Origin of the sequence: Moraxella sp. CTOTU47618 (assembly GCF_032017425.1) — a bacterium.
GTDB lineage: Bacteria > Pseudomonadota > Gammaproteobacteria > Pseudomonadales > Moraxellaceae > Faucicola > Faucicola tetraodonis.
This window is the reverse complement of sequence record NZ_DALZPW010000006.1, coordinates 32,870-47,086: the sequence shown is the minus strand read 5'-3', so window position 1 is coordinate 47,086 and position 14,217 is coordinate 32,870. Positions and strand designations below refer to the sequence as shown.

Annotated in this window: 7 protein-coding genes; 6 read left to right on the top strand and 1 reads right to left on the bottom strand. The window is 41.3% G+C overall.

Annotated elements, in window-relative coordinates; translation table 11 throughout:
• The first annotated feature begins 84 nt into the window (after positions 1–84).
• The 5 genes from RTS09_RS06250 to pgsA all read left to right on the top strand — a co-directional run bounded on the left by RTS09_RS06250 (position 85) and on the right by pgsA (position 9,095).
• Positions 85–2,166, top strand: coding sequence for a DUF3987 domain-containing protein (locus RTS09_RS06250; RefSeq protein WP_076775344.1), 2,082 nt, complete (start codon positions 85–87; stop codon positions 2,164–2,166).
• A 402-nt stretch (positions 2,167–2,568) separates the two neighbouring features.
• Positions 2,569–3,435 (top strand): KilA-N domain-containing protein, encoded by an 867-nt coding sequence (locus RTS09_RS06245; RefSeq protein ID WP_076775342.1) that lies wholly within the window; start codon positions 2,569–2,571, stop codon positions 3,433–3,435.
• Positions 3,422–3,724, top strand: coding sequence for a helix-turn-helix domain-containing protein (locus tag RTS09_RS06240; RefSeq protein WP_076775340.1), 303 nt, complete (start codon positions 3,422–3,424; stop codon positions 3,722–3,724). The genes RTS09_RS06245 and RTS09_RS06240 overlap by 14 nt, the downstream gene beginning before the upstream one ends.
• Positions 3,725–4,416: 692 nt before the next feature.
• Positions 4,417–7,431 carry an Eco57I restriction-modification methylase domain-containing protein gene (locus RTS09_RS06235; RefSeq protein ID WP_076775338.1) on the top strand — a complete coding sequence of 1,005 codons (3,015 nt, stop codon included), beginning with the start codon at positions 4,417–4,419 and terminating at the stop codon, positions 7,429–7,431.
• 989 nt (positions 7,432–8,420) lie between these two features.
• Positions 8,421–9,095: a CDP-diacylglycerol--glycerol-3-phosphate 3-phosphatidyltransferase gene (gene pgsA, locus RTS09_RS06230; RefSeq protein WP_159675725.1), complete on the top strand. Its 675-nt coding sequence runs from the start codon at positions 8,421–8,423 to the stop codon at positions 9,093–9,095.
• A gap of 125 nt (positions 9,096–9,220) precedes the next feature.
• Here the strand turns inward: pgsA and RTS09_RS06225 are convergent, their stop codons facing one another.
• On the bottom strand, positions 9,221–9,727 hold the full coding sequence (locus tag RTS09_RS06225) for a pyridoxamine 5'-phosphate oxidase family protein (protein WP_159675726.1): 507 nt from the start codon (positions 9,725–9,727) through the stop codon (positions 9,221–9,223).
• A 350-nt stretch (positions 9,728–10,077) separates the two neighbouring features.
• Here RTS09_RS06225 and purL point away from each other — a divergent pair, with 350 nt between their 5' ends.
• Positions 10,078–14,085, top strand: a complete 4,008-nt coding sequence (purL, locus tag RTS09_RS06220; protein ID WP_312535275.1) for a phosphoribosylformylglycinamidine synthase — start codon at positions 10,078–10,080, stop codon at positions 14,083–14,085.
• Positions 14,086–14,217: the final 132 nt, after the last annotated feature.

Below are 14,217 nucleotides of genomic sequence, written 5' to 3'. Positions count from 1 at the left end.
TTATTTCTCTAAGTGGTATTACACCAGCACCCACCGCCAAAAAGCCAATAAACGCCAAGCTATGAGTAATGGGAGGCTATCGAAATGAGTAATCTAGCCATATCAAAAAATACAAATAAAGCCTTTCATGAATTTATCAAAGGACAGCCAACGGCAAGTTATGAAACTTACCAGCATAACCCCGCATTGGTGAACCTTGCCCACTGTATCGGCAAAGATAAATTGCTTTTTATTGATAGCAATTACACAGTGGACAACGCCAACCAGCCAACCGCCAACAGCATAGGCGTTATGTTGTTTGATGAGCATTACCAGCCGTCTAACCTTGCCATATTCCCGTTAAATAATGCAGAGCCATTCCCGTTACATGGCTTAGAAAACGATTGTTTTATATTGGGCAATGGCGGGCAAGTGGTGGCAGTAGCAAGCCTTGATACTGCTATCGAGCTATACCCCTATTTAACAATCAATGGTGAGTATTCACTGATTGCACCATTTAAGGATTGGCAATTTGAGCGCATGGTTAAAGCCCACGCCAGCCACAGCCAAGTAACCCTATTCACCGATTACCCCACAGGCAAGCAACTGGAAACCACATTCAAGGGGTATAACGTGCGATTGGTGGCAACAGTGGACACGATAACCGATTTAGTTACCAATTATCTATTAGATGAAATCATCAACGACCCAAACAAAGAGCCAGCCTTGCAAACTAAGGTCAAGGAATTAAACGGCATTGAATGGGGCGAGCCCGAACCACTGGAGGACACCAACCCAACACCAACCCGCTACCCTATTGAAGCATGGCAAGGGGTTTTAAGGCAGGCAGTCGAGGCAATCGCCTATCATGCACAAGTACCCTTAGCAATGGCGGGGCAATGTATTTTAGGGGCATTATCTACCATTGGACAACGCTACATTAATGCACCTATGGGGCATGAGCATAAACCAGCTTGTCTATATTTAATCACAGAGGGCGAAAGCGGAAGCGGTAAAACACAGGCTAATAAATATTCCCATTACAGCATTACAAAATGGGAAAAAAACGCCTATCAGCTATTTGTAGAGCGGTTACAAGAATGGGAGGCAGACCGCAACGCTTTAAAGGGCGGGGAACGTACCCACTATGAGGCAACCGTACCAAAGCCAACAAATGAAAGCATGATTGTAACAGATGCCACCATAGAGGCAGTATTAGATAAATTTATCATTGATGGTTTACCTAACCAGTCATGGACAACCAGCGAGGCGGGGCAATTTTTAAATGGGCATAGCATGAAATCAGACACCGCAGGCAATGCCCTATCAAGCCTTACCAGTGTATGGAGTGGTGACCCCGTGAGCCGTTTGCGCTCACAACGGGGCAAAAATGCCATACCTTTTACAAATGCTTATGATGCCCGTTTAACATTGGATATCATGGGGCAACGGGTAATACTTGAGCCAGCATTAAATGACCCGTTAATGAATGGGCAGGGCTTTTTGCCTAGATGCTTAATTGCTTGCCCCGAAAGTTTGATAGGTAGCAGGCAATGGGCAACGCCCGAACGCATGAACCAAAGCCCCTATGATGACCCTAGACTATTAGCCTATTGGGCAAGGTGCGATATTTTGCTAGACCCACCCCAAACCGAGATAACCCGAGATATTACAGGCAAAGAGGTAAGGTTTAATATGCCTTTTGCAGACCAGCAAGCCCGCCAAACATTGGCAAACTTTCAAGACGAAATAGAGGGCAGGCAAGCCAAAGGCAGGGCATTAGAATATTTACGAGCGTTTGCCTCACGCATGGCAGAAAATGCCAGCCGTATAGCCTCATTAATGGCGTTTTTTGATTGCCAAAAATCGGTATCAGTGGACTACCTAGAACGGGCGTTTATGTTGGTGGAGTATTCCATAGCTGAACGGTTACGCTACTTAGATGCCAAGCCAACCGAAAAGACCGACAGCCAAAAGTTAATTGATTGGATTGTCAAACAATGCAAGGTTAAAGGCGTTACCCAACTAAGCTATGCAGATACCCAAAGCAAGGTTAACCCCAAGCACCTAAGGGCAAAGGCTAATTTTGAATTGTGTATTAATGTTTTGAGCGATAAGAAATACATTCAAGTTATTACACTGGATAATACCCGATACATTGAAGTTAACCCCAGCTTATTATCCTAGTATATTTCTATATATACGGGAAAATTGGGAAAATGGGAAAGTGAACGCATGAACGCTAGTAGTAGCAACGGTTGCGACATTTTCCCATTTTTTTATGCAATGGGAAAACGGGGAAAATGAAAGGAAAGTGACAAGCCTACAGGCGGGGAACTATTTTTAGCTTTTCACTTTCCCTACTTTCCCAAAATGCTTATTAATGGGAAAACATGGGAAACCGCATAAATACAGGGCTTAAAAAAATCATTTTCCCACTTTCCCACCTATGCAGATATATACAGCCTTTCATATTCTAATTAAGCGGGCGTGTTGAAGTATGGTGATTTTAGCCATACTCTTTTTTGTTGTCTTGATATTAGCAATAATGTACTCTAAATGATACAAAAAAAGCTAAGGTGAATTATTATGGTGAAAAATAATCGTAGTATTTTAGTACAAGATAATCCTATATCTATCTCAACTATCAATGAACAAGATTACATTAGTTTAACGGATATGCTTAAGGCTAAAGACGGTGATTTTTTTATCACAGACTGGCTTAGAAATAGAAACACGCTTGAATTTATTGGCATTTGGGAACAAATAAATAACCCAAATTTTAATTATGGCGAATTCGCCATAATTAAAAACCAAGCAGGATTAAATAGCTTTAAAGTAAGCATTAAAGAATTAGTGGAGAAATGTAATATTATCGGCTTGCAGTCAAAAGCAGGGCGATATGGTGGCACTTATGCCCATATAGATATAGCCTTTGAATTTGGTTTATGGATAAGCCCCGAATTCAAACTTTATTTAATAAAAGAATTTCAACGCCTTAAAGAGCAAGAGGCACAGCAAACTTCTATAGAATGGCAAGTAAAAAGGGAGTTTGCAAAGGTAAATTATCGAGTGCAGACTGATTCTATACAGATGAATTTATTACAAGGTATTAACCCTAACAAGCACGGTTATATCTATGCTGATGAAGCAGATTTAATCAATAAAATCGTTTTTGGTAAAACTCATAGAGAATGGCGAGAAGCGAACCCAAATTTACAAGGCAATCAGCGAGATTATGGCACAGTTTTGGATAATGCCATTATAGGCAATTTAGAAATGCAAAACGCTTTACTTATTAATGATCATATAACCCAAACGGAAAGAGAAATTAAACTTAGAGCAATAGAAAAAATGTTAAGAGAAAGTATGAGTAAATCTAAAGCTATGCAAAAACTTGAAGAAAAACCTCTACTTGCACAACTTCCTAATATGGGGGCTAATGATGATAAATAACCTCAAAGACAGCAGTTTTGATGATTGGTTATACGATGAAAACATTAACCACGAAGTAACCGCCATTGCGGTAAAGCGGATTATCGCATGGCAAATCAGCGAAAGCATGAAAGCCCAGCATATAACCAAAGCTACCCTAGCCCAACGCATGAACGTCAGTAGGGTAACGCTTGACCGCTTACTAAAAGGTGATGATACTAGTCTGACCCTTGCCACCTTATCTAACGTTGCAGACACATTGGGCAAAAAGTTGAAAATTGAATTGGTTGACGATCTTGCAATGGCTTGACGATAACAAAGGTTGTCGTAGGTTTTACGATACTCCTTTTTATTACTAAAACTGAATACCATCACCAACAGCAAGCCAGCAATAACAAGGCATTGGCAAAAAGTGAACAGCGAATTGAACACCTAACCGCCTATGGTTCAATTCAAAGACCGAACACCCAGCAACACGCCAAACCGCTATTAATATGGCATTGGTAACAATCGAACACTAAACCGAACAGCAAAGCCGAACGATAGGCGGGCATAATTGATTTTATTTATTGTCATTGGGGCATGGTTAGCAAGCTAGTTAGCAACAAATTTTGGTTACCAAGATTAGTTACCAAAGAAAATGCCCTTTTATGCGTAACCTTGAGTGTAACCATGTGACTAACTGGTATTGGTGAACAAGAAAGTGAACAAGCAAATAGCCGTTTTCCATTGGTTCGAGCAAAAATCGCCTTAATTTGTTCGAATTGGTACGCAGTACGCAAAAAGTACGCACCAAAACAGCCTTTTAAAAGTACGTAAAATCACGCCAACCGATACCCAAAACGCAACAGCCTAGCAAAGCAAGAAAGTATAACCAATCAATACAATTAATACCCTACAGTTAGTCATAAAGACAATAAATCAATAAATGCTTTTCTCATTACAGACTTTTGAATTAAGATAACTTTTAACCAAATTACCTAAACAATCTCAGAGATAATCATGTCATTATTCCAGCCTATCATTGTCAAAAATGCCCTCAAAACCCTAAACCAAGATGACGTCAATCACGCATGGGAAAAATTCCAACGTCATTTTCACGATAGCGACATTCAAGCCAACATCAAGCAAAGCAAAGAAGAACAGTACCAAGGCGAGTTTTTAATTGATTTATTTGTCAATATTTTTGGCTACACTAAAAACCCCCAACCGAACTTCAATCTCACCACCGAACTTAAAAATATCAAAGGGGCAAAAAAGTGTGATGGGGCAATTCTCAAAGGTGGCAAAGCCCTAGCCGTGATCGAGCTTAAAGGCATGGACACCACTGACCTTGCCAGCATCGAATCACAAGCCTTTGGCTATAAGAACAACCATCCTACTTGCCGTTATGTGATTACTTCTAACTTTCAAAAATTGCGGTTTTATATTGATAATGCGGTGGAGTTTGTCGAATTTGACTTATTCAAAATCAGCCGAGAAGATTTTAACTTTTTATACTTGTTACTAAAATTCGATAACTTACTGGCAGATATCCCACTAAAAATCAAGGCCGAGAGTATCAGCCAAGAGGAAAAAGTCACCAAACAGCTGTATAAAGATTATTCCACCTTCAAGCGGGCGTTATTTGATGACTTGGTTAAAAACAATCCGCAATATGAGCCATTGGTGTTATTTCAAAAATCACAAAAGCTCCTTGACCGCTTGCTATTTATTTTCTTTGCCGAAGATGGCGGGCTACTTGCCGCAAATACCGCCCGTACTATGCTAAATGAATGGGAACAAGCCAAAAAACTCAAAATCCCAATGAGCTTAAATGACAAATTAAATAGTTATTTTGGTTTTTTGAATACGGGCTATAAGGATGACCATAGCGAAATCTTCGCCTATAACGGTGGCTTGTTTAAGCCCGATGATGTGCTAGATAATGTCAAAATATCCGATGAGGTGTTATCCGTCCATATTGCCAAACTTTCCGATTATGACTTTGCCAGTGAGGTGGATGTCAATATTTTGGGGCATATCTTTGAAAACAGCTTGACCGAGATTGACGAAATCAAGGCAGAACTAAACGGTGAGGTACTTGACAAAGCCCAATCCAAACGCAAAAAAGATGGGGTGTTTTATACGCCCAAATATATCACCAGCTATATCGTACAAAACACGGTGGGCAAGCTATGTGCCGATAAGAAGACAGACATTGGCATAAATGACGAGGACTATATCACCGATAAGAAACGCCAAAAGAAAACCCAAGAAACGCTATTACAACGCCTAAAGGATTATCGAGCGTGGTTACTTGATATCACGATTTGCGACCCTGCGTGTGGGAGTGGGGCTTTTTTGAATGAGGCGTTAAATTTTTTGATGGCCGAGCACGCCTACCTTGATGAGCTAGAAAGTAAGCTATTCGGTGGTGGTTTGGTATTCCAAGAGGTGCGAAATCACATTTTGGAGCATAATTTGTTTGGGGTGGATATCAATCAAGAATCAGTTGAGATTGCCAAGTTGTCGTTGTGGCTTCGCACGGCAGAACCGCATCGTAAGTTGTCAAATCTGAATGAAAACTTGAAGTGTGGTAATTCGCTGATTGATGATGTGAGTGTGGCGGGCGAGAAGGCATTTAATTGGGAAAAAGAGTTTCCCGAGGTGTTTAAAAAGGGCGGGTTTGATGTGGTAATTGGTAATCCGCCTTATGGTGCTAAAGTCGAAGGGAAAGATAAAGATTTCTTAAATAAGAAGTATAACTTTATTAATTCTAAAACAAACGATACTTACTTGTTTTTTACTTTTGCAATGATTGAAATGCTAAAGCCAAATGGTTATTTTGGGGAAATTATTCCTAACACTTGGATGCTAATCAACTCTGCAAAATCTTTCAGAATACAACTATTAGATTATGATTTGACTGAAGTTATAGATTATGGCGATGGTGTTTTTGAAGATGCAACTGTTGAAAGTTCAACTATTATCCTATGTAAAAGTAAAACTAATCAGAAATCAATTAAGGTAAAACGTTTAAAAAACAACGAGGTTGTTAGTGAAAATTCAGCTGATAAAAGTTATTGGTTAGATGATGAATATTCAAGAATTCTTATAGATATTGATACAAGCAAAATTTCTTTACTCAAGAAATTAAATATCAATTCAAAACCCTTCTATCAAGTTGCAGAAATTATTTGGGGTATTAAACCTTATCAAGTTGGGCATGGTAATCCAGCACAAACAAAAGAAATGTTAAAGGCAAGAATTTATCACTCATCTCAAAAACTAAGTGATGAATGGAAACCTTTAGTAGTAGGTAGTAATGTAAATAGGTATTTGTTCGATACCAAAAATATTGAATATATTCATTATGGCAAAAATCTAATGTACCCTTCAAATGAGCTAAAAATTAATTCACCAAAGATTTTAATGCGTCAAACTAGCGATATTATTCGTTGTGTAATTGATTATGAAAAATTTTATCCTCAAAACTCATTATTCATTGTTTCTTTAATAGATGATAACTATACTCTAGAATTTATGTTAACTCTTTTAAACTCTAGGCTAATTAATTTTGTTTATAAAATCAATAATCCACAAAAAGACAAAACATTTGCTGAAATCAAACCAAGTGTAATTAAGATTTTACCTATTAAAAATGTAAGTATTGAAAAACAACGACCATTTATAGATAAAGCTAATGAAATGTTAAATCTAACCAAGGAATTAAAAGGGATTAATAGCAAATTCTTACGCACCTTAGAACGCAAATTTGACCTAACCGGCCCTAGCAAAAACCTACAAAACTGGCAAAATCTCACCTATAAAGAATTCATCAAAGAATTAGGTAAAAAGAAAATCAAACTTGCCTTTGCAGATGAAGCCGATTGGGAAGAATACTTCTTGGCAGAACAAACCAGAGCCCAAGCCCTGCAAACCAAAATTAGCCAAACCGATAAAGAAATAGATAACATGGTATATCAGCTATATGGATTGACCAATGATGAGATAAAGATAATCGAGGATAGTTGATTGGTTAGCAAGTAGGGAGAAAGAAAATCAAAAAGTTTACAAACAATTCGTTTTTTCGTGCTTAATCCTATTATTAGAGTTCGTAAAAAAAGTATGTAAGACAATACACCTTTAAAAGTGTGAACAAACATGCCTTATAACACTATAAAATGCAACACCTAACACAACACCTCACAGGGCAAAGTGTACGGGCATTTTGCCATTGTGATCCGTCAAGAATTTAGTAAGCCCCAAAATGACAAAACAACCCCATGCAAGGGCAAGTCAATTAAACCGAATTACTTACCAGTTTAAGCCCTAAGATTACCCTAAGATTTTTTACCCTTGCCCAAGTTTGGACAGGGGTATTTTTTCGCAGTTACAAAAATAATTTAAGTCAAAAAAGGGCAAGCGGAATTACAAAAGTGTGGTCAAAAGTGTGGTCAAATTTCATATTGATTTTAATAAGTGTATATATATCAATGATTTAGAATAATAAAAAAAACCCATTGCAGGAGGTGAGCAATGGGCTGAGGAAAAGCACAAGTAAGTGTTAAAGGTCTGAAAATTTTTGACAATAAACGCGATTTATCAAAATTGTCCAAGTACTATATTAATAAAAAATTGATAAAAAAATACGCAAGTTGATACGCTATGATTAATAAATTGGGTGCAAAATAATCAACTTTCAAGAAACCTAACAATAGCAAAATTTGCTAATAGTGAAATAATTCTTATTATTGTTGTCGGACGTTATGATAACAATAAAGGTCTAAATTTTTGACTAGCTAATTACACCCTGTTACTTTTGAAGTGTTTTCTATACAATGACATATTTAGTAAAAAATACCATAAAATCAATACGGTAAAGTGGCTTAATTGTTGAAAAATATGACAAAAACAAGCACTATTGGCAAAAAATAATGACATTGCTTTGAGAACCGTTATAATTATTTCAACTAAAATTAGCGTTACGCCGCGCCCTACAACAAGAATGAATGAAAAATCCCATGACTGATAAGCCAGTGACTGACGAGACAGCCCATCCCCCTGTTGCCTCGGGCAGTATTTTTAACTTGCCCAACAACTTGACCATTGCGCGCATCGTGATGATTCCACTGTTTGTGGCGATTGCTTATTGGCCACCTGCGATGGGGATTGGTCAGAGCGCCATTAGTGACAATGCAATTGCCAATATAGGCATGTATCAGTTTAGTGATAGCCTACTACGCCACTTTTTATTGACGGCTGTATTTGTTTTGGCGGCAATTACCGATTGGTTAGATGGCTACTTTGCTCGCAAGCTCAATATGACATCGGCGTTTGGGCGGTTTCTTGACCCTGTGGCGGATAAACTGATGGTTGCTGCCGCGCTAATTATTTTGGTGCAGTGGCATCCTGACATTGTCATGGCGATTTCAGCGATTGTTATCATCTCACGGGAGATTGCTGTCTCTGCCTTGCGTGAGTGGATGGCAGAACTAGGCAATCGTACCAGCGTTGCAGTGTCATATGTGGGCAAGATGAAAACCACTTTTCAAATGGTGGCAATTACAGTGTTACTGCTCAATTGGGAATCACTTGAGATGACGGGGTATTTACTATTGGTCATTTCAGTGGTGTTGACGTTATGGTCAATGTTTATTTATCTAAAAGCGGCATGGCCCTATCTAAAACAGCCTTAATCGATAACTTTAAAAAAAGCTAATGACGTTAAAAAAATGGATTATTCTAAAACATTGTTAGCTAAAAATTTACCATAAAAAACCCCAGTTAAAAAACTGGGGTTATATTTTTTTAAAGCCAATCATTAAAAGGTTACGGCATGGTTTTCACCCATGTTTTCTGCGGTTTTCCCTTCTTGGACAGCCGCTGATACCATCTTAAACATATCCACCACTGTGTTACCGCTTAACCAATACTGCGCACCGTTACATTCAATGCAAATCACTTGCACGTTAGGATCTTCTTTACCTTTTTCATAGAACGCCGCATAAACTGGGCTCCAAAGCTCATCTAGTTTGGCTTTGTCATTAACCAGCTTAGCCGTACCGTTGATAGATACAAAGTCTTTTTGGTCGCTTGAGGTATAAGATAAGTTGACTTGTGGGTTTTTTTCCAAGTCTTTGACAGTTTCTGATTTGCGATCGCCGATGAACCAAATTTTACCATTTTCTAATTCATTTTTATTGGTGGTCATTGGGCACGCATGTAAATGTTTTTCGTCTGCAGTAATAGTGGTCATCATTGCATATTTGACGCCTTTAATCACTTTATTAATATTTTCAATATGTTGCGCTTTGGTGAGATCTGCCATGAGAATATCCTTGTTATTATATGGTTATTATACGTCTCAAAGTTAATACTAAAAAATTTATTGCTAACTGGTTAAGAATTTATTTTAAAACTCGGTTAAAGTCATTAACTTGGACGATAATATCGGCTTTTGTTGTTTATGTCTGTCGAAAAGCTGCAAGTAATTGGTATAAAACCGTTAATGATGTTATCGCAAGGTAACACAATTGAAAGGCACTTTAGAAAAAACACAAAGTGAAATGACAGTCTATCACCATCAAGACAAGTGATACGCCCGTGGGTTTAATGCTATAATAGCCGCAAATTTTTCTGTTATTTTCCCAACTTTTCCCAAAGCAAGCGGAACTTTCTATGACTATCATCGCTGGACACCCATTTTTAACCGATTTTCAAACCACCAAACTGCTAAATTCCCTTAGCCAAAAAACCAATCTCAAAATCACCCACTTAAAAAGCCAGCAAGTTTATATTTTTTCTAAGGATTTGGCAGAACACGACTATAAAAAAGCGGTAGATTTGCTCAATCACGGTGACGAAATCGCGCTTAATCAAGCAAGCCGAGATGAAAACCAACATGAAAGCCAACATGAGAATAAAGAGGCGCTGCAAATTATCGTCAGCCCACGTTTTGGTACGATTAGCCCTTGGGCAAGTAAAGCGACGGATATTTTTAACAATTGTGAGATAGCGATTGAGCGTGTTGAGCGCTTGGTGGTGTATACGCTCATAGGCGAAAATTTGCCTGAAAAGCTCCCGCATGATATCGAGATGATGTTGTACGACCGCATGACCCAAAGCCTATTTTATGACTTGGCAAAGGCTCAGCATTTATTCGATGACCACGAGCCAGCACCGCTCAACCATGTCGATGTGATGGGCAAAGGGCGTGAGGCGTTAGAATCTGCCAACCGTGAGTTCGGTTTTGCGTTATCGAGCCAAGATATTGACTACTTGATGGATGCCTACGTTCATGTGCTAAAGCGCAATCCGACCGATGTTGAGCTCATGATGTTTGCCCAAGCCAACTCGGAGCATTGCCGTCACAAGATTTTTAATGCGCAATGGACGATTGATGGGGAAGTACAGCCAAAATCCTTGTTTGGCATGATTAAAAATACCTTCAAGCAAAATCCTAACGATATTTTATCCGCCTATAAAGACAATGCCGCGGTGGTAAAAGGGCATGAAGGGCAGCGTTTTTATCCGCTATTAAACAGCGACAACAATCATTTAGCATACGATTTTCATCAAGAGCCGATTGATATCTTGATGAAAGTCGAAACCCACAATCACCCAACGGCGATTGCACCCTATGCAGGCGCGGCAACAGGCTCTGGCGGGGAAATCCGTGACGAGGGCGCGACAGGTCGTGGCGGTAAACCCAAAGCAGGCTTGGCAGGATTCCATGTGTCGCATTTGCAGCTGCCTGATATGCCAGAAAAATGGGAGCACAGCGGAAAAGTCTCGACGGCTGACTACGGCAAGCCATCGCGTATGGCGTCCGCATTAGAAATCATGACCCAAGCGCCGCTTGGTAGTGCGGCGTTTTCCAATGAATTTGGTCGTCCAAATCTGGTCGGTTATTTTCGCTCATTTCAATTGGATACCTCAAAAGACCAAGATGGCAGCCAAATGCGGGGCTATCACAAACCTATTATGATTGCCGGTGGTTACGGTAATATCAAACGCAATTTGGTGGAAAAAAATCCGATTCAGCAAGGCGATTTGCTGATTGTGCTAGGGGGTCCTGCCATGCAAATCGGCTTGGGCGGTGGCGCAGCAAGTTCGGTGGATAGTGGCGAGCTTGATGAAGGCCTGGATTTTGCATCAGTGCAACGTGACAATGCCGAGATGGAACGCCGCTGTCAAGAAGTCATTGACCGCTGTTGGGCAATGGCAGGAAACCAGCCAGATGAAGATAACAATCCGATTGTGTCAATTCATGACGTGGGGGCAGGGGGTTTGTCAAACGCCATGCCCGAGCTTGTGAATGACCACGAACTTGGGGCGGTGTTAAACTTGCGTAAAGTGCCGTCGCTTGAGCATGGTATGTCGCCAATGGCGATTTGGTCAAATGAAGCCCAAGAGCGTTATGTGTTGGCAATCCGTCCACAGAGCCGTGAGCTATTTGATAGTATCTGTGAGCGCGAGCGTTGCCCGTATGCGATTTTGGGTGAAGCGACGGACGTGCGTGAGTTGGTAGTCAATGACCCACTACTCAACACCAAAGGCGACCAACAACCGGTCGATATGCCCCTACAAGTGCTACTCGGTGGCACGCCAAAAATGCAGCGTAGCTTTAGCCGTAGCACGCCAACACTGCAAGCGTTAAATCTTGATAAAGTCGATTTGGCTGAAGCGGTCAAAGACGTCCTGCGTCATCCAACGGTTGCCAGTAAATCTTTCTTAATTAGCATTGGCGATCGTTCCATCACGGGTATGGTAGTACGTGACCAATATGTTGGACGTTACCAAGTGCCAGTGGCGGACTGTGCTGTTACCGCTTCTGCTCTCATCCCTGTCGATGGCAATCCGATGACAGGCGAGGCCATGAGTATGGGCGAGCGTACCCCAGTTGCCTTGATTAATCCTGCTGCATCTGCGCGCCTTGCTGTTGCCGAAGCCATTACCAATATCGCAGGGGCGAATATCGCCAAGCTATCAGACATTACCTTGTCGGCGAACTGGATGGCAGCCTGTGGTGAAGACAAAGAAGACCAAGCCTTGTTTGATGCGGTGTATGCCGTGGGCGAAGCGCTTTGTCCGGCACTTGGTATTGCCATTCCTGTGGGTAAAGACAGCTTGTCGATGCGAGCGAATTGGTCAGATGAGCAAGCAAACAAATCTGTGGTGTCACCGATGTCGCTCATTATCACTGCCTTTGCCCCTGTGCAAGATGTCACCAAGACCTTAACCCCAGAATTGCTAACCAGCTCAGCGCTTGGCGAAACCGCTTTTTATCGTTTAGACTTATCAAAAGGTCAGTTCCGCTTAGGTGGCTCAATCCTTGCCCAAACCCTAAGCCAACTGGGCGATACTTGCCCAGACCTAGATAATCCGCAAGATTTAATCAACTTTTTTAACTTTATCCAGCAAGCTAACAACCAAGGCTTAATCACGGCATATCATGACATTGGTGATGGCGGTTTGCTTGCCACCATCGCTGAGATGCAATTCACCAGTCGTCAAGGCGTGAAATTGGTGTTATCTGATGACAATTTACTCGGTCAGTTGTTTGCTGAGGAACTCGGTGCGGTGATTCAAGTCAAAAGCCATCAGGTGGCTCAGTTGCTAGCGCTTGCCGAAACCACAGGCGTCAGCGAGTTGTTAAGCCTAGTCGGTCAAAGCACCGATGAAGACAGTTTACTCATCCAAACAGCCACGCAAAATTTACGTTTTGAGCGTAGCGAGCTTGAGCAAGAATGGAGCAAAGTCAGCTACCATATCGCCAAAAACCGTGACAATCCCGAATGCGTACAACAAGCCTTTGATTTGATTGGTGATAACTCACATCAAGGCTTAATCGCCCAAGCCAATTATGATCTCAACCAAGCGATTGAAGCCCCCTACATCAATAGCCGCAGCGCACAGCCCAAAGTCGCCATTTTGCGTGAGCAAGGCGTGAATGGTCAGCTAGAAATGGCGGCAGGCTTTAAACGTGCAGGGCTAGAAGCCGTCGATGTGCATATGAGTGACTTACTCAAAGGGCGTGTCAACTTGCGTGACTTTGATGGGCTGGTGGCTTGCGGCGGCTTTAGTTATGGCGATGTGCTTGGCGCTGGCGCTGGCTGGGCAAAATCGGTGCTGTTTCATGACGAACTACGCATGCAATTTGTGCGATTCTTTACCCGACCAGAAACCTTCTCGCTTGGCGTCTGTAATGGCTGTCAGATGATGAGCCAGCTTAAAGACCTGATACCGGGCGCAGAGAATTTCCCCCGTTTTATCGCCAATAAATCGGCACGGTTTGAAGCGCGCACGGTGAATGTGAAAATTGAACGTACCAAGTCGGTGCTGTTAAAAGGCATGCAAGAGAGCATTCTACCGATTGCGGTGGCACATGGCGAAGGCTTTGCGACGTTGAGCGATACCGATATCGCAGGAATGAGCGCACATGGGCAAATTGTGATGCGTTATGTGGACAGTCACGGCACAGCAACTGAGCATTATCCGCTCAATCCAAACGGCTCACCGCAAGGGGTGACAGGGATTTGTAGTACCGATGGGCGTGTGACCTTGATGATGCCACACCCAGAGCGTAATTTGATGGCGTATAACCATAGTTGGAAACCTGAAGCGTGGGATAATGATGGGGCGTGGATGCGGATGTTTAGAAATGCCCGGGCATTCTTAAGATAAAAGTTAAGATAAAAGTTAACATAGTGGATTTTTTTATAAAAGGATGGCAAAAGCTGTCCTTTTTTAATGACCTAACCCGACTTAATTAATAAAGGCTGTCACGGTGAAAGTTTTGGCTCGGTCAAAAACTAG